Source organism: Extensimonas perlucida, assembly GCF_007655255.1.
In the GTDB taxonomy this organism is placed as follows: domain Bacteria; phylum Pseudomonadota; class Gammaproteobacteria; order Burkholderiales; family Burkholderiaceae_C; genus Extensimonas; species Extensimonas perlucida.
Genome location: NZ_VMYE01000001.1, coordinates 420703 through 439039, shown reverse-complemented (window position 1 = coordinate 439039; position 18337 = coordinate 420703). Strand labels below are relative to the sequence as shown.

Below are 18337 nucleotides of genomic sequence, written 5' to 3'. Positions count from 1 at the left end.
GCTCAGTTTCCCCCTTTGCCTGACAGGCGCTTGCATGTGAGGAGCAGGATTTTCAGGTCGAGCCAGCAAGAGGCCTCGTGCGTGTAGCGCAGGTCGGCGGCGAGGCGCTGCGCCTCGGTCGATTCGGAGCGGTACAGCGCCTGCGCCAGGCCGGTGATGCCGGGGCGCACGCTGCAGCGCTGTGCCCAGTCGGCGTCGGAATACAGCGCGCGTTGCGCCGGCACGTCGGGCCGCGGGCCGACCAGGCTCATCTCGCCTCGCAGCACGTTGCACAGCTGCGGCAGTTCGTCGATGCTGGTGCGGCGGATGAAGCGCCCCACGCGGGTGATGCGCGGATCGTCGGTTTGCGTGAAGTAGGGGCCGATGGCCGCGGCATTCTGGACCATACTGCGGAATTTGAGCATGCCGAAGGGCTCTCCGTGCAACCCCAGCCGGGTCTGTCGGTACAGCACGGGGCTGCCGCTTTCGAGCACGATCGCCAGCGCCGTCAGCAGCAGCAGCGGGCTCAGCAGGCACAGCAAAAGCAGCGACAGGGCCACGTCCAGCAAGCGCTTGCAGCTCATCATTTACGTAGCATTTCCTGCGCTGCAGGCTGGCCTGCGGCGATCGCAGCGATGCGCGTGGCGATGCGTGCGCGGTCGGCCTGTACCTGCTGCGCCGTGCGGCGGGCAAGCGCGGCCTCGGCCTGTCGCAACTCGGCAATGGCTTCTTCGAGGGTTGTCGGCGCATCGCTGCGGTGAAAGGTGCGCGAGAGGATCACGGCTTGCGAGCCCAGGCGCAGGTGCTCGGCCAGCACATCGCGCCCCGGCAGCAGCCCCTCGTCGAGCCGCGCAAGCCCGCCGAAGCCAAAGCGCAGGCCCCGCGCCCGCGCCTGCGCCGCCACAGGCTCGAGCAGGCCCAGCGCCAGCGGCTCGAACATGAAGCGGCAGCCCAACTCCAGGTGCAGGTCGTTGAGCCCCACGAACACCTCGCACAAACCGGGCGTAGCTACCCACGCCTCGATCGAGTGCAGCGCGCCCGCTGTCTCCAGCAATGCGACGATGGGCGCACGCCCCGCGACCAGGGCGCTGAAGGCGTGCAGCTCAGCGGGCGTGTGAAACATCGGCAGCATCAGCCAGTCGGCCCCCTGCGCCAGCACGGCATCGACTTCCTGCGCACTGCCAGGGTGCAAGGGGTTCACCCGCACCATGAGGCGCGCCTTGTGCGCCTTGTTCGCTTTGGGGCCAGCGTCTTGCGCGTGAACCAACGCCTGATCCAGGGCGCAACGCATGCGGCCCACGTCGTCCAGGGTGTGCGTACTGATGAACGTGTTGCGCCCGGCCTGGCGCTCGGCCTTGCCGTGGCGCTCCAGATCGACGAACAGGCGCATGCCCTGCAGCGCAGCGCAACGCCGCGCCAGCACAGGGTCGTTGGTGATCTGCAGAAAATCGATCATGAGGGCGGGATTATGACCGCAAGGCCTCGCGCAACTGCGGCGCCCCGAACCAGCCTGAAGCTATCACTAGAATAGCTGCCCATGCTGAACAGGCAAGCATGAATGCCTGATTTTTCCCAAAGCCCCGCACCAGCGTCGCGTGTCCCAGATCGCCCATTGCCGCAGCCCACCACTGGGCGGCGCAGGCCAGGGCGAGCAGCACCGCCAAAGGCACCAGCATGGCGCGCACTGGCAGGCACTGGCGCGCTGCCGGCCCCAGCCCCCACCAGGCGGCCAAGGCCACGCCGCAAAACAACACGTTCAGCAAACCCATCAGCGCGCCCCCCTGGTGCAAGCCCGCCGCGCCCGCCAACAGCAGCACGGCCAGCGCCAGCGCGTACGCCAGCACGGCCAGGCGCAGCCGCCCCAGCGTGGCCAGCACGGTCAGCGCCACGGCGGCCAATGCCTGCGGCAGCAGCCCCCACGCCCCGGTGGCCCCCCACGCAGCCACTTGTGCGAGCGCCTCGGGCTGCATGCGCCCCCAGCCGAACAGCAGGCTGGCCAGCGCCGGCGCGCCGACGACCAGGGCCGCAGCCGCGGCGCAGGCCAGCGTCCACGCCAACGCCAGAGAACTGCGCACGGCCTGGACCATGGCGGGGCTGTGCAGCCCGTCGGGAGCCTCGGCCGTGGCCGCGTGCGCATGCGCGCGCGCGATCGCCGGGAAGGCCAGCGCAGCCACCAGCTGTATGGCCAGCACCAGCGGCAGTTCGACCAGTTTCCAGGCGTAATTGAACACGGCCAAGGCCCCTGCGCCGGCCGCCGAGGCCAGGCTGCGCGCCGCAAAAGGCAAGGTCAAAGGCAGGCCCGCTGCCAACGCTGCCCACAGCCAACTGTGCCAGCCTGGGAGCCCGCCGACCTTGGAGAGGGCCGGCTGCGAATGCGCCGCAGGCCCGTCCACCCCGTCCACCCCGTCCACCCCGTCCACCCCGGCAGCCAAGGCAGGCCCGAACGCCGTCGCAGGTGCGCGCTTCAGCCTCCTCGCCTTCTTCGCCCCGTGCAGGCGCCAGCCTTGCCAAGCCAGCCGCAGCAGCATCGCGGCCAGCAAGCTCAGCCCCAGCAGCGTGCTGACGCCGTGCGGCACACCCTGCGCGCCGCCCCCCCAGGCAAGCAAGAGCAAGGCCGCGATCACCACGGCGTTCACCACCAGATTGGCGCTGTAGAGCCCGACGAAATCACACTCGTGCTGCAGCCGCGTGCCCCAGAGCCCCGCGAGCAAGGCTGCCGGCAAAGCCAGCGCGCTCCAGACCAGGGCGGCGTTGCGCAGCTGCGGCGCCGCGCCCGGCAAGAGCCATGCGGCCAGCGGCCCCTGCGCCAGCCACAACAGCACAGCAAGCGCTGCCGCCAGCCAAAGCAGGCGCCACTGCACCCACTTTTGCGTGGCGTCCTGCTGCGCGGGCGTCTCGCGCGCCCAGTGCGGCAGCAGCACATACGCGAGCGCCCCGCTGCTCAGCACGCCCGCCAGCCAGTCGGGCAGGCTGAGCATCAACACGGCCACGTCGCCCAAACCCGTAGCGCCAAAAGCCGCCGCCTGCGCAGATTCGCGCACCAGGCCGAGCACGCGGCTTGCCAGCAGCAAGGCAAAGGACAAGACCCCGGCTTTGAAAAACATGGGCGGATTATCCCAAGGCCACAAAAACCTAAAATCAGCCGTTTTTGGCCTCTTCGGTCAGCGCCACGCTGATGCCCCCCCCCATGCCGCACACCCCAAAACCCGCCGCCGCCCCCGCCCAGCCAAGCCACGCTCCCAACCCCATCGCGCACGACGAAAACCAGCTCATCGCCGAGCGCCGCGAAAAACTGCGCGCGCTGCGCGAGCAGCAGGCCGCAGGCGGCCCGGTAGCGTTCCCGAACGACTTCCAGCCCACGCACCACGCGGCCGAGCTGCACGCCGCGCATGGCGAGACGCCGGCCGAGCTGCTCGAATCCAGCCCCATTGCGGTCAGCGTGGGCGGGCGCATGATGCTCAAGCGCGTCATGGGCAAGGCGAGCTTTGCCACGCTGCAAGACGGCTCGCTCAGCGAAGTGGGCGAAGGCGGGGGGCGCATACAGCTCTACATCACGCGCGACGCCGTGGGCGAGGAGCTCTACGCAGCCTTCAAGCACTGGGACTTGGGCGACATCCTCGGCGCCGAGGGCACTTTGTTCAAGACCAAGACCGGCGAGCTTTCGGTCAAGGTCTCGAACCTGCGCCTGCTCACCAAGAGCCTGCGCCCGCTGCCCGACAAGTTCCACGGCATGGCCGACCAGGAGCAAAAATACCGCCAGCGCTACGTCGACCTGATCACCGACGAGCACGCGCGCCGGCGCTTCGTCGCGCGCAGCAAGGCGGTGGCGGGGATTCGCGAATTCATGGTGCAGCACGGCTTTCTCGAGGTCGAAACGCCCATGCTGCACCCGATTCCGGGCGGCGCCAACGCGCGCCCTTTCGTCACGCACCACAACGCGCTCGAGCAGGACATGTACCTGCGCATCGCGCCCGAGCTCTACCTCAAGCGCCTGCTCGTGGGCGGCTTCGAGCGCGTGTTCGAAATCAACCGCAACTTCCGCAACGAAGGCATCTCGGTGCGCCACAACCCCGAGTTCACGATGATGGAGTTCTACGCGGCCTACTGGAACTACCGCGACCTGATGGACTTCACCGAGCAGCTGATCCGCGACGCGGCGCTCAAGGCCGTGGGCAAGCTGCAGCTCTATTACCAGGGCCGCGCGGTCGATCTGGCGCAGCCCTTTGCGCGCCTGACCATCCGCGAGGCGATCTTCCAGCACACCGAAGCCGGCGCACACGTCGATGACCCGGTCTGGCTCATCAGCGCGCTCAAGCGCCTGGGCCGCAGCGAAGAAAACGACCGGCTCTCGAGCCGCTCGCTCGCTGGACTGCAGGTGCTTTACTTCGAGGAGGCGGTCGAAGACAAGCTCTGGCAGCCCACCTTCATCATGGAGCACCCGACCGAAATCTCGCCGCTCGCGCGCGCCAACGACCTGCGCCCCGAAGTCACCGAGCGCTTCGAGCTCTACATCACGGGGCGCGAATTCGGCAACGGCTTTTCCGAGCTCAACGACGCCGAGGAGCAAGCCGCACGCTTTCACGCGCAGGTTGCGGCGAAAAACAGCGGCGACGACGAAGCCATGTATTTCGACCACGACTTCGTGCGCGCGCTCGAATACGGCATGCCGCCCGCGGGCGGCTGCGGCATAGGCATAGACCGCTTCATGATGCTGCTGACCGACAGCCCCAGCATTCGCGACGTGATCCTGTTCCCAGCGCTGCGCCGCGAGGGCTGACCAGCCGCCCGAAAGCGACACGGTTGACGCAGCGCGGATAGACATATACATTTTGGCATATACAACGAAAGCGATGTCATGCCAAATCTATTGACGCCCTCCAGACCCAAAGAGGCCAAGCTGTTTCGCAACAACCGCAGCCAGGCGGTGCGAATTCCTGTGGAGTTCGAGTTGCCGGGGGATCGTGTGCTGATCCACCGCGAGGGCAGCAAACTCATCATCGAGCCAGTGACCAGACCAACGAACATCGTCGAACTGCTGGCCGAGTGGAGAAAAGAAGCGCCGCTGGGGCCAGAAGATCAGTTCCCGGCCATCGAGGACATGCCCGCCCGGCCGGAGGACCTATTTTGAGCGGATACCTGCTGGACACGAACATCATCAGCGACATGATTCGCAGCCCCGATGGGCCCGCTGCACGCCGCATCGAGCAGGTCGGGCCGAAGGAAATATTCACCAGCATCATCGTCGCAGCCGAGTTGCGCTATGGCTGTGCAAAGAAGGGCTCACCCAAGCTGCGTGCCAGGGTGGAGGACATTCTTCAAACGATTCCTGTGCTACCGCTGGATATCCCGGCTGACGCTGAATATGGCGGCATCCGCGCCGAGCTGGAAGCGGCGGGTCAGCCTGTCAGCATGAACGACCTGCTGATCGCCGCCCACGCCCTTGCGCTCGGCCTCACGCTCGTGACGGACAACACGCGCGAATTCCACCGCATCCGGGGCCTCAAGCTGGAGAACTGGCTGGAAAGATAGCCAGCCCAGAAAGCGGGTGCCATCGTTTACTGGAAGTCCGGCAACTTTTTGGCAAAAAATCTGCCTGCAGCGGGAAAGAAAAAAGCACCTACCGCGTCTCCGCCGTAAGTGCTTGATTCATTTGGTGTTTTGGTAGGACGTACAAGATTCGAACTTGTGACCAACGGATTAAAAGTCCGCTGCTCTACCAGCTGAGCTAACGTCCCATTTTTCCCATTTCTCTGCCCAGGTTGGTTTACCTGCGTTCAGGAAAGCCTCGCATTATAGCTTCTTTTTCAGACACCTTGATTTTTTGCGTTGGGCTCGCGAGCTGATCGAGCACCCAGCCGGCGGCGCACAGGCCGAAGGTGGCGGTCACGGTGACGACCGAGCCGTAGCCGTGGCAACTCAGCGTGCCGTCGCCCTGCACGACGCAGGAGACGTCTGGCGGGGCGACGGCCTCGCGGCTGAAGACGCAGGGGGTGCCTATGGGTTTGCCCGCGCGCGGCGCGCCATGGTGTTTGCGCAGGCGGTAGCGCAGCTGCGCGAGCAGCGGGTCGTGCGTGACGGCGCTGAGGTCGGCAATGTCCACCTTGTGCGCCAGACGCTTGCCGCCCGCGGCGCCGGCGCAGATGAACAAAGCTCCGGTCGCACGCGCCCAGGCCGCCATCGCGGTCTTGGCCTGCACCTGGTCGCAGGCGTCTATGACGGCGTGCGGCAGCTCGGGCAGCAAGGCGGGCCAGTTGTCCGCTGTGGCGAACTCTTCGATGCAGGTGACGCGGCAGCACGGGTTGATCTCGGCGATGCGCGCCTGCATGGCCAGCACCTTGGCCTGGCCCAGGGTGGAAGACAGGGCGTGGATCTGGCGGTTGATGTTGGATTCGGCCACGTGGTCGAAATCGATCAGCGTGATGCGCCCGACGCCGCTGCGCGCGAGCGCTTCGGCCGCCCAGGAGCCCACGCCGCCCACGCCGACCACGGCCACGTGGGCCGCACGGATGCGCTGCGCACCTGCGATGCCGTAGAGGCGCTCGAGGCCGCTGAAGCGGCGCTGCAAGTCCACATCTTGCGGCCCCACAAGCAGCACACGGTCTGCATGAGCAGCACTCATTTCAATAGCGAAAGACGCTCTTTGGCCGCCACGGCCGCTTCGGACTGCGGATAGCTGCGCAGCAGGTCTTCGAGCGTTTTGCGCGCGCTGCGCGTGTCCTTGAGCTCGATCTGGCAATTGGCGATGGCAAGCTGGGCCTCGGGTGCCTTGGCATGCAGCGGCGCTTGCGCGAGCAGCTGTTTGAAGCTGTCGATCGCCGCCTTGTAGTCACGCAAGGCGTATTGCGCATTGCCGAGCCAAAAGCGCGCCGAAGGGGCGTAGCCGCTGCGCGGGTATTGCTGCAGGAAACTGGCGAAGGCCGTGCGCGCGTCGGCGAATTTGCCGGCGCGGAAGGTCGCGAGCGCGGCTTCGAAGTCGCGCTTTTCTGCGGGGTCGGCCTGGAACTCCTGGCCATCGACCGACACCTTGACCGGCTCGAACTGGCGCAGGCGCGCGTCCACCCCTTGTGCCATGTCTTTTTGCTGGCGCTGCAGGTCGGCCACGTCGCGCATCAACTGCTCGTTCTGCCCGCGCAACCTGGCCTGGTCGGCACGCAGCGTCTCGATTTGCGCTTGCAGATCGAGCAGGCCGCGCCGCTGCTGTTCGTTGTCGCGCGTCAGTTGATCGACACGCTGGCGCAGCTCCAAAATGGCGCGGCGCGCCTCGCCATCCTCGAACAGGGCCGCACGGCCCGCAGGCAAGAGCGCACAGAACAAGGCCAGCGCCAGCAGCGCTCTGGTCGGCCGCAAGAACGACCATGAATGTGCTGCCATGGCCATCAGCGGTAGGAGATTTCGGCGCGGCGGTTCTTCGCCCAGGCGTCTTCGTTGTGGCCTTCGAGGGCGGGCTTCTCTTTGCCGAAGCTCACGGCTTCCATTTGGCTGTCGGGCACGCCCAGCAGCGCCAATGCACGGCGCACGGCCTCGGCGCGTTTTTGGCCCAGCGCGAGGTTGTATTCACGCCCACCGCGCTCGTCGGTGTGGCCTTCGATCGCAAGCTTGCGGCCCGGATTCGCCTTGAGAAAGCGCGCGTGGGCTTCGAGCAGCGACTGGAACTCGGGCTTGATGACGTAACTGTCGAAGTCGAAATACACGAGGCGGCTCACGCCCTGCGGGCCGGCGGCGTCGCGCGCGCTTTGCCCCAGGTCCACCCCCGCCACGGTGCTTTGCGCGGTGTTGGCGGTATCGGCCCCCGTCGTCGGGACGGCGGTTTTGTCTTCGACGGGCGGCTCGCTCAGTTTGACGCCGGAGCTGCAACCGGCCACGAGGGCGGCGATGGAAATGGCCAGGGTGAGGCGTTGGATCATGGAAGTTCTCCGCAAAGTCATGGATGTGGGATAGGAATTGGGGGAGCAGCGCCCCGAACGGCAATTCATTGTTTTTGGAACGGCCCCCAATCGGGCTCTCGGATGTCGCCGCTCTGCCCGGCTAGGCGCGCCTTGATCTTGCCGTCGAGCGTGGTCGTCATGAGCGCCTCACGCCCTTGGACTTGCGTGGCGTAGAGGATCAGGCGGCTGTTGGGCGCAAAGCTCGGGCTTTCGTCGGCGTTGGTGTCGGTAATGGCGGTGATCGCGCCCGAGCCCAAGTCCATGACGTGCAGCTTGAAGGCGCCGCCGATGCGCGCGATGTAGGCCATCCAGCGGCCGTCGGGACTCAACGAGGGCGAAATGTTGTAGTTGCCCGTGAAGGTCACGCGCTCGACGTTGCCGCCGCCCACGGGCATTTTGTAAATTTGCGGCGAGCCGCCGCGGTCGCTTACGAAATAGATGCTGCGGCCGTCCTTGGTGAAGACCGGCTCGGTGTCTATGCCCGCGCTCTGGATCAGGCGGCGTGGCTCGCCGCCGTTCGCGTCGATGAGGTATAGCTGCGAATTGCCGTCGCGCGTGAGCGTGACGGCCAGCGTGCGACCGTCGGGCGACCAGGCGGGCGCGCTGTTGGAGCCGCGGAAGTTGGCGATCAGCCGGCGCCGGCCCGTGGCCACCTCGTGCACATAGACCACGGGCTTGCGCGACTCGAAGGACACGTAAGCGATCTGCGCGCCGCTGGGCGACCAGGCGGGCGAGATGATGGGCTCGGGGCTCGTGAGCGCGGGCTGGGCGTTTTCGCCGTCGGCGTCGGCGATCCAGAGGCTGTAGCGTCCGCCCGATTTGGTCACGTAGGCGAGGCGCGTGGAAAAAATGCCGCGCTCGCCCGTGAGTTTTTCGTAGATGAAGTCGGCGATGCGGTGCGACACCAGGCGCAGGTCGCCCTGCGTGACGACGAAACCCTGCCCGCCGAGGTCTTGCCCGCGCACCACGTCCCAGAGGCGAAAGCGCACGTCGTAGCGCCCGTCGGCCAGGCGCGTGACGCTGCCCGTGGCGAGCGCGTCGGCAGCCTTTTGCCGCCACGGCGTGAGGTCGGGGCGCGACATTTCGTCGAGCGCCGCGCCCGCGGTATCGACGCCGCGAAACTGCCCGCTGCGCTCCAGGTCGGCCTGCACGATCGCGGCGATCTTCTGCGGCGCCTGTGTCTCACCACGAAACGGCACGATGGCCACGGGCAGCTGCGTCAGCCCCACGCCCGTGACTTCGACGCGAAACTGCGCCAGCGCCGGCAAGGCCGGGCTGACCGCCAAGGCCGCGAGCATCTGGCGACGCAAGAGCCCAGAGCGCTGCGGCAGGGACGAAGGGAAGCGGAGAGAGGAATATGAGTGATCAGTGGTCATGGACTGCCTGCGAAAACCGCGCAAATGCCGCGCCAAGCTGAAAAGCCTCGAATGGTACACACTGCACCCGCCGCGGGCGTGACAAACCGTATGCAAAACCATAGCACCCAGCCTTCGCACCATTAATCCCAGATTGTCCATTAGGCGGCCCTTCGGGCCTCACCAGCGACCAAACTGCCGCGCCAGCCGCCTCGCCATCGCTCCGCGTCCTAATGGACAATCTGGGTTGAGCCCCAGTTCGTTTGACCACAGCACAGCGCTTGACTACAATTGTGGTAAATCAACTTCAGAGGAAATTGCGATGAGCACCGTGTCTGTGCGTATCGATGAGAGTCTGGTCAGCGCCGCACGCGCGGCAGCCAAAGCCGAGTTCCGTACCGTGCAGGGTCAGGTGGAGTTCTGGGCCAAGGTGGGACGCGCCGCGCTCGACAACCCGGATTTGCCAGCCTCGTTTATTGCCGAGAGCCTGATGAGCATGGCCGAGCCACGTGAGGACAGCACCGTCTTCGTACCCCGCTCAGCAGCCAAGGCATGAGCTGGGACGTTCGCCAAACCCGGCGCTTTGCCCGCATCTACAAGAAGCTGCACGACAACGTGGTAGCCGAAGTGGATACAGCCGTCGAGGCCGTAGCCAAGGACCCTGGCATCGGCGAGAAGAAGAAAGGCGACCTCTCGGAGCTGTGGGTCTACAAGTTCCGCTGCCTCGGCCAGCTCTACCTATTGGGCTACACCCGCGATGACGGCGTCCAGCTGGTGTATCTCGAATCCGTCGGCCCCCACGAGAACTTTTACCGCGACCTCAAGCGCTAACCCGAACCTGGCGGGGCAGCCGCCGGGAGGGACTCACGCCCAAAGCGCAACCCCAGGCTGTCCTCACGGCGGTGGTCACCGGCGATCGCGGCATCGACCATCGCGGGGCATCGCCGCCTCGTTCACCGATGGCCTGGGTACGCGACTTGAAGCCGGACTGGATCGCCAGGGTTTCCGCGCGGATGTAACCCTGCCCCCGAAAAACGTGCTCCACAGCTGCGACAGAAAATGAACCGTAGAATCCGCGCGCCATGCAAAGTTCTCCACCACAAGACGCGGCGCAAGAGCTTGCGCCGCCTGCGCCCGCCCCGTCCCCGGCGCCCGCAGCCGGCCTGCGCGCACGGCTGGCGCGGCTCGCGCCCTACTTTGGCAACCAGCGCCTGGCCTGGATCGTGGCCTTTGCGGCCACCATCGCGGGCGCGGCGACCGAGCCCTTGATTCCGGCGCTGCTCAAGCCGCTGCTGGACCACGGCTTTACCGAGCGCGACTTGCCGCTGTGGACGGTGCCCGTGGCCATCGTGGGCATTTTCTTCGTCCGCGGGCTCGCGCAGTTTGCCGGCCAATATGCGCTCGCACGCATCGCCAACGACGGCATGCAGAAATTGCGCCAGCGCCTGTTCGAGCGCATTTTGGTGGCGGACATGGCGCTGTTTTCGCGCAAGACGGCGAGCGCGCTCTCGAACGCCGTGGTCTATGAAGTGCAGACCGGCGCGATGCTGCTGGTGCAGGCGCTGCTGGGCATTTCGCGCGACGGCTTCACGCTGGTGGCGCTGCTGGGCTACCTGATTTACCTGAACTGGCAGCTCACGCTGATCGTGGCCGTGATGGTGCCGGGCGTGGGCTGGATCATGAAGACGCTTTCGGGCCGCGTCTATCGCCTGACCAAGAGCAGCCAGGAGGCCACCGACGAACTCGCCTACGTGGTCGAGGAAAACGTGCTCGCACACCGCATGGTGCGCCTGCACGGCGCGCAAGCCAGCCAGGCCAAGCGCTTTGCACGCCTGAGCCAGCGCCTGCGCCAGCTCGCGATCAAGTCCACCATCGCTTCGGCGGCGACGACGCCGCTCACGCAGCTGCTGGCCGCGGTGGCGTTGTCGGCGGTGATCTGCATCGCGCTGTGGCAAAGCCAGGGCGCGATGGCAAACCGCGAAGTGACCGTGGGCGGTTTCGTGGCCTTCATCGCGGCCATGCTGATGCTGATCGCGCCGATCCGGCGCATGGCCGACATCACGAGCCCGATCACACGCGGCGTGGCGGCGCTCGAGCGCGGCCTGGCGCTGCTCGACGAGGCCGGCGCCGAAAGCGGCGGCAGCTACGCCGTCGCGCGCGTGCAGGGCGCGATCACGCTGCAGGACGTGAGCGTGCGCTTCGACCCCGAGCGCGCACCCGCGCTCGATCACGTGAGCCTGAGCGTGCAGCCCGGCGAAGTGGTGGCGCTGGTCGGCCCCTCGGGTGCGGGCAAGACCACGCTCGTGAACCTGCTGCCGCGCTTCATCGACCCGACTTCGGGGCAGGTGCTGCTCGACGGCCACGCGCTGCCAGAGTGGCGCCTGGACGCGCTGCGCGCACAGTTTGCGATGGTGAGCCAGGACGTGGTGATGTTCAACGACAGCATCGCCGCCAATGTCGCGCTCGGGCAGGAGGTGGACGAGCAGCGCGTGCAGGCGTGTCTGGCTGCGGCCAACCTCGGCGACTACGTGGCCGCGCTGCCGCAAGGGATACACACGCTGGTCGGGCACAACGCCACCCAGCTCTCGGGCGGGCAGCGCCAGCGGCTCGCGATTGCGCGCGCGCTCTACAAGGACGCGCCCATCCTGATCCTCGACGAAGCCACCTCGGCGCTCGATACCGAATCCGAGCGCCTGGTGCAGGAAGCCCTGCAGCGCCTGATGCAAGGGCGCACCACGCTGGTGATCGCGCACCGCCTCTCGACCATAGAGCACGCCGACCGCCTCATCGTGATGGACCGGGGCCGGGTCGTCGAACAGGGCACGCACGCAGAATTGATGGCGCGCGGTGGTCTTTATGCGCGCTTGCAGACGCGGCCCGGGGGGCTGGAGTCCGAAGGTGCTTGAGCCCGAGGCCGCAACGCTGGCGGGTTCATCGTCGCGCAGACCCCCAGACGCTCAACGGTAGCCGCTGAACAGGATTGCGATGTTCGCGGCGAGCGCCAGCGTCCACACGGCGCTGCGCGCCATGGCCTTGTCGGCCACGTAGAGCCAGATATAGACGATGCGCAGCGCGATGAAGGCGAGCGCGAGCGCATCGACCAAACCCTGGCGCGCGCCGAGCTGGTGCGCGATGATCACCGCGCCGATGAAAAACGGCAGCGCCTCGAAGGTGTTGGCCTGCGCAGCGTTGGCACGCGCAGCCGCGCCCTGCTGGCGCGCAAGCCATTCGCGCGGAGCGTGGTTGTCGTAGCCGCCGGCCTGCGGCGCGCGGCCGAAGCCGCCTTTTTTCGCGAGCGTGGCGCAGACCAGCGGCAGCAGTGCCGCGATCAGCACGCACCAATAGGCCAGGGTGAAGTGGGCGGTCGTTGGCATGTTCTCCTCCATGGGTGTCATTGCGGGGGTGGCGATGTTGCCAGAAGCCTGACGCCTGCGCCGTGACCACGGCTGCGTGAAGAAAAAACGCCCTCAGCGCCGGTCGGCGAGCGCGTGCGCGATGGTGCCCAGGTCCACGTATTCGAGCTCGCTGCCCACGGGCACGCCGCGCGCCAAGCGCGTGACGCGCACGCCGCGGCGCTGCAGCGCCTCGCTGAGCACATGCGCCGTGGCCTCGCCTTCGGCGGTAAAACTCGTGGCGAGGATGACTTCCTGCACCACGCCGTCACTCGCGCGCGCGATCAGCTCCTGCAGGCCGATCTCCTGCGGCCCCACGCCGTCGAGCGGGCTGAGGCGCCCCAGCAGCACGAAGTAGCGCCCGCGAAACGCGCCGGTGCGCTCGAGCGCCGCCTGGTCAGCCGGCGTCTCGACCACGCACAGCCGTGTGGCGTCGCGCTGCGGATCCAGGCAGGTGCTACAGACTTCAGCTTCAGTGAAAGTGTGGCAGCGCGCGCAGTGGTGCACCGAGCGCACGGCGTCTTCGAGCGCACGCGCAAGCTGCTCGGCGCCTGCGCGGTCGTGCTGCAGCAGGTGAAAAGCCATGCGCGTGGCCGACTTGACGCCCACGCCCGGCAGGCGTCGCAAGGACTGGATCAGCGCATCGAGCGCATGGGATTGGGTCATGCGTACTGCAAAAAATCAGAAGAAAACGCGCGCAAAGGCAGATAGGTCAAGCGCTAGCAGCTATCGAATTAAAAAGGGAACTTCATCCCACCGGGCAATCCGGCGGTGAGCTTGCCCATTTTCTCGGCCGAGGTCTCTTCGGCCTTGCGCACAGCGGCGTTGAAGGCCGCGGCCACCAGGTCTTCGAGCAGGTCCTTGTCTTCGGCGAGCAGGCTCGGGTCTATGGTGATGCGCTTGACGTCATGCTTGCAGGTCATGAGCACCTTGACCAGGCCCGCGCCCGATTCACCCTCGACTTCGATCTGCGCAAGCTCCTCCTGCGCCTTCTTGAGGTTGTCCTGCATGGCCTGGGCCTGCTTCATGAGGCCGGCGAGCTGTCCTTTGTTGAACATGGAATTTCCTTTGCGAATGAAAAAATGGAGAGGGGAAGTGGATCGCGGCGGCTTTTCGTCAGGCCGGCCGGATGCTGCCGGGCACGATTTTCGCGCCGAACGCGCGCTGCAGTGTCTGCACGTAAGGGTCGTTCATGACGATGGCCTCGGCCTCGCGCTGGCGCGCGCTCGCGGCGGCGGCGTTGCGGCGCGCCGGGCTGTCCGTGACGAGGCCCACCTCCACGCTGATCTGGCTGGCGTAGCCCGCGGCTTCGAGCGCACTGCGCAGGCGCTCGCGCGCCGTGGACTGATTCAGCGCCTCGCGCTCCACGCGCAAATGCCAATGGCGGCCATCACGCGCCACGAGCTGCGCCTGCAAGGCCAGCTCGCGCACGAGCGCGCCGATGGTCTCGCTGGCCACGAGCTGCTGCACCGCGGCGTGCCAGACGTCGCCATCCTCACTACCTTCGCCCGCCACACCACGCGCGCCTGCCACGATCGGCGCTGGAGCGGCCGCCGTGGCATTGCTGGTGGCGCTGGCCAAGGGTGGTGCCGCCGTAGGCGCGGGTTCGGGCATGGCTTCTGGCACCGTGGGCACCCTGGGTTGCAAACGCGGGCTCACCGGCTCGGCCATGTGGCGCACCGGAATTGCTATGACGGGAGGAGCTGCTTGCGCTGTATCCATCTGCCTTAGAGGCGTTTTTTGCTCTATATCGGAAAGCGCAGCAGGCTCCGCAGGGGCATTGCCGGCAGGCGTCGCAGCGGCATGCTGCACCGACGCTCCATTCACTCCCACATCGATAGCTGCTTGCGCAGGTGGAATGGGCGCTAGAGCCTCTTTTGGCTTGAAGTTTGGCGCAGCAGCCGGCGGCATCGGCGCCGCTGCAGCAGGCGCGCGCGCGGCGGCATCAGGCGGCGTCAGTGTTTTTTTTTCCGCGTGGGCGGCACCGCCAGTGCCGCCGGCCGGTTTGAAAGCCAGCAGGCGCAGCAGCACCATGGTGAGCGCGGCGTATTCGTCGGGCGCGAGGCCCAGCTCGGCGCGGCCGTGCAGGCACAGGCTGTAGAGCAGCTGGGTTTCGTCGGCCGGCAGCAGCGCGGCCAGGCGCGCGGTTTCGATGGCCTCGGGGTCTTGCGCATCGACGGCGGCGGCCATTTGCGGCACGGCCTGCAGCACCGCCATGCGCTGCAGCACGGCGCTCATTTCTTCGAGGGTGGAAGCGGCCGAGAGGCCATGCAGGCGCAGCGCCTCGGACGTTTCCACCACCGCGCGGCCGTCGCCCTGCGCCAGCGCATCGATCAGGCGAAAGACGTAGCTGCGATCGACGCTGCCCAGCATCTGGCGCACCGCGGCTTCCTGCAGCTGCCCGCTGCCGTAGGCGATCGCCTGGTCAGTCAGCGAGAGCGCGTCGCGCATGGAGCCGCGCGCGGCGCGCGCGAGCAGGCGCAGCGCCTGCGGCTCGGCGGGCACGTTTTCTGCCGCGAGCACCTGCGCCAAATGCCCCTGCACCGTCTCGGGCGCCATGGGCCGCAGGTTGAACTGCAGGCAGCGCGAGAGCACCGTGACGGGCACTTTTTGCGGGTCGGTGGTGGCGAGCACGAACTTGAGGTACTCGGGCGGCTCCTCCAGCGTCTTGAGCATGGCGTTGAAGGCCGTGTTCGTGAGCATGTGCACTTCGTCGATCATGAAGACCTTGAAGCGCCCCTGCACCGGCTTGTAAACGGCTTGCTCGAGCAGCGCCTGCACCTCCTCGACGCCGCGGTTCGAGGCCGCGTCGAGCTCGGTGTAATCGACGAAGCGGCCGCTGTCGATCGCCGTGCAGGCCGCACACACGCCGCACGGACTGGCCGTGATGCCGCCCTGCCCGTCCGCCCCCTGGCAGTTGAGCGACTTGGCCAGAATGCGCGACACCGTGGTCTTGCCCACGCCGCGCGTGCCCGTGAACAGGTAGGCGTGGTGCAGGCGCTGCTGCGTGAGCGCGTTGCGCAGGGCCTGCACCACGTGCTCCTGCCCCACCATTTCAGAAAAGTTGCGCGGGCGGTACTTGCGGGCGAGCACGACGTAGGACATGCGGCCGATTCTACGGGCAGGCTACAATCGCCGGCGACGGGCCTCCTCGCATGGTGAAGCGGCCAACCGGGTCAGGTGGGGAACCAAGCAGCCCTCACCGTGGAGCCAGTGCCGGGGTCAGGCTCGTCACCTTTCTTCCTTTCCCTTTTTTTCCGCCTTGCGCCCTTTGCGTGCGCAGGTTCGGTTTTCCATGCGCCAGGGGCTTTTCCCCCAGCGCAAGGCTTTTGCCATCGCTGCGGCTCCAGCCCCTCGCTGCCTCATGCATTGCCCCTCCAGCCAGTTCTCCGATTCCTCTCGGCGCAAGTCCTTGTTTTGCAAAGGGCCCGTAAGCCGGCATGACGGCCGGCACGGCGGCTGGCAGTTTGCGCTGCTGGCCCTGTGGCTCTGGGCCTGCAGCCTCCCTACGCAGGCTGCGCCGTGGTTGACCGAGGGTCGCCCCACCGCGCGCGCCCACGAGGCCGTGGAAATTCTTGCCGACGCCGCAAGCGAAGGGCTAGAACCTGAGGATTACAGTGCCACGGCACTTGCGCAGGCCATCAGTACCGCTGCGCAGGGCGTAGTGCTGCATGAGGCCACGGCGCGGCAGCTCGAAGACGCACTCAGCGCCGCACTGCAGCGCTACCTGAGCGACCTGCACTCGGGCCGCGTCGATCCGCGCGCCGTGCACCAGGACTACAGCCTGCCCGCCCCCACGCGCACCGACCCGGCGCAGCTGTTGCAGCAGGCGCTCGCTGCCCCCAGCCTGCACGCCGGCGTGCGCGCCGCGGCACCGCAGCTGCCGCAATACGCCCAGCTGCGCAGCGCGCTCGCGCAGTACCGCGCGCTCGGTGCGCACCCCGCCTGGGCCGCGCCGCTGCCGCCTTTGCCGGCTCCTGCGACGTCCACACCCTCCAAGACTGCGGCGAAGGCTGCGGCGCGCAAAGCCAGCCGCAATCCCAAACTCGATCTGGGCCAGGAGTGGGCCGGGCTGCCGCTGCTCGTGCAGCGCCTCGTGGCCCTGGGCGACCTGCCACCGGACACCGCCGTACCCGCGCGCTACGATGAAAGCGTGCAAAACGGCATCAAACTGTTCCAGGAACGCCACGCGCTCGAGCCCGACGGCGTGATCGGCCAGGCCACGCTGGCAGCGCTCGACGTGCCACCCGCCGCGCGCGCGCAGCAGATCGCGCTGACCATGGAGCGCCTGCGCTGGACACCGCTGCTGCGCGGCCCGCGCATGATCGTGATCAACGTGCCCGAATTCATGCTGCGCGCCTATGAGCAGCAAAATGACCGCATCGTGCTGCGCCTGCGCATGAAGGTGATCGTGGGCAAGGCGCTCGACACACGCACACCCTTGTTCGACGAGGACATGCGCTTCATCGAGTTCAGCCCGTACTGGAACATCCCGCCCTCGATCGCGCGCAGCGAAACCATCCCGCGCCTGCGCCGCGACCCGGGCTACTTCGCGCGCGAAGGTTTCGAGTTCGTCGATGCCCAAGGCCGCGTGCACACCGCGCTCGCGCCGGCCTACCTCGACGCCGTGCTGCGCGGCCAGATGCGCATCCGCCAGCGCCCCGGGCCGCGCAACGCGCTGGGCGACATCAAGTTCATCTTCCCCAACAACAGCAACATCTACCTGCACCACACGCCGGCGACGCAATTGTTCGCACGCCCGCGGCGCGACTTCAGCCACGGCTGCATCCGCGTCGAAGACCCGGTGGCACTGGCGCGCTTCGTGCTGCAAAACGACCCCGCCTGGCCCGAGGAACGCATCCGCGAAGCCATGGCCGCGGGCAAGTCCAGCACCATCCGCCTGGCGGAGCCCATTCCGGTGGTGATTGCCTACATCACCACGGTCATCCAGCAAGGCAAGGTATATTTCCTCGCCGACCTCTATGGCCACGACCGACTGCTGGCCCAGGCACTGCGTGCACAGACTGAACAACGCCGCGCTGCGCCGCTGCCCGTACCGCACATCGCGCCATAGAAAAAGAACGTGGAGAACCCGCTTTTCGATCAGGAAACCGCCATGCCCATTCCGCCGCCCCCATCCACCAGTCACCCCACGCGCCGCCGCCTCCTTGGCCTGGGCCGGTGGCTGCTCGCCGGCGCCGTGTTGCCACAGGCGCCGCGCGCGTTCGCGAGCGTTCCGGATGCACGCCAGCTGTCGTTTCACCACACGCACACGGGCGAGCGCCTGGCGCTGGTGTATGCGCTCAACGACCAGTTCGTGCCCGAGGCGCTGTTCAGCCTGAACCACTTTCTGCGCGACCACTACAGCGGTGCCATCGGCAGCATGGACCCGCAGCTCTTCAACCTGCTGCACCTGGTGCGCCAGGAGCTTGGCACACAGCAGCCCTTCGAGGTGATCTCGGGCTACCGCAGCCCCGCCACCAACAACACCCTGCGCAACACGCGCAGCGGCGGCGTGGCCAAGCACAGCCTGCACATGGTCGGCAAGGCCATAGACGTGCGTCTGCCCGGCGTGCCGCTCACCGACCTGCGCGACGCCGCACTCTCGCTGCGCCAGGGCGGCGTGGGTTTTTACCCGGGCGAGCAGTTCGTGCACTTGGACACGGGGCCGGTGCGGCGCTGGTGA

19 protein-coding genes, 1 tRNA gene and 1 other RNA gene are annotated in these 18337 nt (G+C 67.1%); 9 read left to right on the top strand and 12 right to left on the bottom strand.

Annotated elements, in window-relative coordinates; translation table 11 throughout:
* Positions 1–2: 2 nt before the first annotated feature.
* The 3 genes from FK527_RS02325 to FK527_RS02315 are packed head-to-tail and all read right to left on the bottom strand — an operon-like array spanning position 3 to position 3083.
* Entirely contained in the window at positions 3–566 is a 564-nt protein-coding gene (locus FK527_RS02325; protein WP_281287811.1) for a sugar transferase, read from the bottom strand.
* Positions 563–1435, bottom strand: coding sequence for an aldolase/citrate lyase family protein (locus FK527_RS02320; RefSeq protein WP_144729244.1), 873 nt, complete (start codon positions 1433–1435; stop codon positions 563–565). The genes FK527_RS02325 and FK527_RS02320 overlap by 4 nt, the downstream gene beginning before the upstream one ends.
* Positions 1436–1445: 10 nt before the next feature.
* A complete protein-coding gene (locus FK527_RS02315) occupies positions 1446–3083 on the bottom strand; it encodes a lipid II flippase MurJ (RefSeq protein WP_144729242.1) in 1638 nt (545 codons plus the stop codon).
* Between the two features lie 83 nt (positions 3084–3166).
* On the opposite strand from FK527_RS02315, the gene lysS reads away from it, so the two are divergent.
* The 3 genes from lysS (at position 3167) to FK527_RS02300 (ending at position 5508) form a co-directional block, all read left to right on the top strand.
* Entirely contained in the window at positions 3167–4756 is a 1590-nt protein-coding gene (gene lysS, locus FK527_RS02310; RefSeq protein ID WP_144729240.1) for a lysine--tRNA ligase, read from the top strand.
* 78 nt (positions 4757–4834) lie between these two features.
* A complete protein-coding gene (locus FK527_RS02305; RefSeq protein ID WP_144729238.1) occupies positions 4835–5107 on the top strand; it encodes an antitoxin in 273 nt (90 codons plus the stop codon).
* The gene (locus tag FK527_RS02300; protein WP_144729236.1) at positions 5104–5508 is read left to right on the top strand and encodes a type II toxin-antitoxin system VapC family toxin; all 405 of its coding nucleotides are present in this window, start codon (positions 5104–5106) and stop codon (positions 5506–5508) included. The genes FK527_RS02305 and FK527_RS02300 overlap by 4 nt, the downstream gene beginning before the upstream one ends.
* Positions 5509–5638: 130 nt before the next feature.
* On the opposite strand, the gene FK527_RS02295 is transcribed toward FK527_RS02300, so the two are convergent.
* From FK527_RS02295 to tolB, 5 genes are all read right to left on the bottom strand, one after another.
* A tRNA-Lys gene (locus FK527_RS02295) sits at positions 5639–5714 on the bottom strand.
* Between the two features lie 29 nt (positions 5715–5743).
* Entirely contained in the window at positions 5744–6598 is an 855-nt protein-coding gene (locus FK527_RS02290; protein ID WP_144729234.1) for a tRNA threonylcarbamoyladenosine dehydratase, read from the bottom strand.
* A complete protein-coding gene (gene ybgF, locus FK527_RS02285) occupies positions 6595–7356 on the bottom strand; it encodes a tol-pal system protein YbgF (protein WP_144729232.1) in 762 nt (253 codons plus the stop codon). Before ybgF ends, FK527_RS02290 begins: the two co-directional genes overlap by 4 nt.
* A complete protein-coding gene (pal, locus tag FK527_RS02280; RefSeq protein WP_144729230.1) occupies positions 7356–7883 on the bottom strand; it encodes a peptidoglycan-associated lipoprotein Pal in 528 nt (175 codons plus the stop codon). The genes ybgF and pal overlap by 1 nt, the downstream gene beginning before the upstream one ends.
* Before the next feature lie 65 nt (positions 7884–7948).
* Positions 7949–9280, bottom strand: coding sequence for a Tol-Pal system beta propeller repeat protein TolB (gene tolB, locus FK527_RS02275; RefSeq protein ID WP_144729228.1), 1332 nt, complete (start codon positions 9278–9280; stop codon positions 7949–7951).
* Between the two features lie 301 nt (positions 9281–9581).
* Between tolB and FK527_RS02270 the strand changes: the two genes are divergently transcribed.
* The 3 genes from FK527_RS02270 to msbA all read left to right on the top strand — a co-directional run bounded on the left by FK527_RS02270 (position 9582) and on the right by msbA (position 12165).
* Positions 9582–9815, top strand: coding sequence for a TA system antitoxin ParD family protein (locus tag FK527_RS02270; protein ID WP_144729226.1), 234 nt, complete (start codon positions 9582–9584; stop codon positions 9813–9815).
* A complete protein-coding gene (locus tag FK527_RS02265) occupies positions 9812–10090 on the top strand; it encodes a type II toxin-antitoxin system RelE/ParE family toxin (RefSeq protein ID WP_144729224.1) in 279 nt (92 codons plus the stop codon). Before FK527_RS02270 ends, FK527_RS02265 begins: the two co-directional genes overlap by 4 nt.
* A 251-nt stretch (positions 10091–10341) precedes the next feature.
* Positions 10342–12165 carry a lipid A export permease/ATP-binding protein MsbA gene (gene msbA / locus FK527_RS02260; protein ID WP_144729222.1) on the top strand — a complete coding sequence of 608 codons (1824 nt, stop codon included), beginning with the start codon at positions 10342–10344 and terminating at the stop codon, positions 12163–12165.
* Positions 12166–12216: 51 nt separating this feature from the next.
* Here msbA and FK527_RS02255 read toward each other — a convergent pair whose 3' ends face one another.
* The 4 genes from FK527_RS02255 to dnaX all read right to left on the bottom strand — a co-directional run bounded on the left by FK527_RS02255 (position 12217) and on the right by dnaX (position 15756).
* Positions 12217–12633, bottom strand: a complete 417-nt coding sequence (locus tag FK527_RS02255; protein ID WP_144729220.1) for an MAPEG family protein — start codon at positions 12631–12633, stop codon at positions 12217–12219.
* Positions 12634–12726: 93 nt separating this feature from the next.
* Positions 12727–13317, bottom strand: coding sequence for a recombination mediator RecR (gene recR / locus FK527_RS02250; protein WP_144729218.1), 591 nt, complete (start codon positions 13315–13317; stop codon positions 12727–12729).
* Between the two features lie 68 nt (positions 13318–13385).
* Complete coding sequence (locus FK527_RS02245; RefSeq protein WP_144729216.1) at positions 13386–13709, bottom strand: YbaB/EbfC family nucleoid-associated protein; 324 nt, start codon at positions 13707–13709, stop codon at positions 13386–13388.
* Between the two features lie 58 nt (positions 13710–13767).
* Positions 13768–15756, bottom strand: a complete 1989-nt coding sequence (gene dnaX / locus FK527_RS02240; protein WP_144729214.1) for a DNA polymerase III subunit gamma/tau — start codon at positions 15754–15756, stop codon at positions 13768–13770.
* A 35-nt stretch (positions 15757–15791) separates the two neighbouring features.
* Between dnaX and ffs the strand changes: the two genes are divergently transcribed.
* From ffs to mepK, 3 genes are all read left to right on the top strand, one after another.
* Positions 15792–15887, top strand: an RNA gene (gene ffs, locus FK527_RS02235) — signal recognition particle sRNA small type.
* A gap of 128 nt (positions 15888–16015) precedes the next feature.
* Positions 16016–17725: a L,D-transpeptidase family protein gene (locus FK527_RS02230; protein ID WP_144729212.1), complete on the top strand. Its 1710-nt coding sequence runs from the start codon at positions 16016–16018 to the stop codon at positions 17723–17725.
* A 42-nt stretch (positions 17726–17767) separates the two neighbouring features.
* On the top strand, positions 17768–18337 hold the full coding sequence (gene mepK / locus FK527_RS02225) for a peptidoglycan L,D-endopeptidase MepK (protein ID WP_144729442.1): 570 nt from the start codon (positions 17768–17770) through the stop codon (positions 18335–18337).

What these genes read in the sequence shown, in the direction of transcription:
- FK527_RS02305 (WP_144729238.1), top strand. Translation starts at nt 4,835, where the DNA reads ATGCCAAATCTATTGACGCCCTCCAGACCCAAAGAGGCCAAGCTGTTT.
- FK527_RS02320 (WP_144729244.1), bottom strand. Translation starts at nt 1,435, where the DNA reads ATGATCGATTTTCTGCAGATCACCAACGACCCTGTGCTGGCGCGGCGT.
- lysS (WP_144729240.1), top strand. Translation starts at nt 3,167, where the DNA reads ATGCCGCACACCCCAAAACCCGCCGCCGCCCCCGCCCAGCCAAGCCAC.
- FK527_RS02245 (WP_144729216.1), bottom strand. Translation starts at nt 13,709, where the DNA reads ATGTTCAACAAAGGACAGCTCGCCGGCCTCATGAAGCAGGCCCAGGCC.
- mepK (WP_144729442.1), top strand. Translation starts at nt 17,768, where the DNA reads ATGCCCATTCCGCCGCCCCCATCCACCAGTCACCCCACGCGCCGCCGC.
- FK527_RS02290 (WP_144729234.1), bottom strand. Translation starts at nt 6,598, where the DNA reads ATGAGTGCTGCTCATGCAGACCGTGTGCTGCTTGTGGGGCCGCAAGAT.
- dnaX (WP_144729214.1), bottom strand. Translation starts at nt 15,756, where the DNA reads ATGTCCTACGTCGTGCTCGCCCGCAAGTACCGCCCGCGCAACTTTTCT.
- recR (WP_144729218.1), bottom strand. Translation starts at nt 13,317, where the DNA reads ATGACCCAATCCCATGCGCTCGATGCGCTGATCCAGTCCTTGCGACGC.
- msbA (WP_144729222.1), top strand. Translation starts at nt 10,342, where the DNA reads ATGCAAAGTTCTCCACCACAAGACGCGGCGCAAGAGCTTGCGCCGCCT.
- FK527_RS02315 (WP_144729242.1), bottom strand. Translation starts at nt 3,083, where the DNA reads ATGTTTTTCAAAGCCGGGGTCTTGTCCTTTGCCTTGCTGCTGGCAAGC.
- tolB (WP_144729228.1), bottom strand. Translation starts at nt 9,280, where the DNA reads ATGACCACTGATCACTCATATTCCTCTCTCCGCTTCCCTTCGTCCCTG.
- FK527_RS02270 (WP_144729226.1), top strand. Translation starts at nt 9,582, where the DNA reads ATGAGCACCGTGTCTGTGCGTATCGATGAGAGTCTGGTCAGCGCCGCA.
- FK527_RS02265 (WP_144729224.1), top strand. Translation starts at nt 9,812, where the DNA reads ATGAGCTGGGACGTTCGCCAAACCCGGCGCTTTGCCCGCATCTACAAG.
- FK527_RS02325 (WP_281287811.1), bottom strand. Translation starts at nt 566, where the DNA reads ATGATGAGCTGCAAGCGCTTGCTGGACGTGGCCCTGTCGCTGCTTTTG.
- pal (WP_144729230.1), bottom strand. Translation starts at nt 7,883, where the DNA reads ATGATCCAACGCCTCACCCTGGCCATTTCCATCGCCGCCCTCGTGGCC.
- FK527_RS02230 (WP_144729212.1), top strand. Translation starts at nt 16,016, where the DNA reads ATGCATTGCCCCTCCAGCCAGTTCTCCGATTCCTCTCGGCGCAAGTCC.
- FK527_RS02255 (WP_144729220.1), bottom strand. Translation starts at nt 12,633, where the DNA reads ATGCCAACGACCGCCCACTTCACCCTGGCCTATTGGTGCGTGCTGATC.
- ybgF (WP_144729232.1), bottom strand. Translation starts at nt 7,356, where the DNA reads ATGGCCATGGCAGCACATTCATGGTCGTTCTTGCGGCCGACCAGAGCG.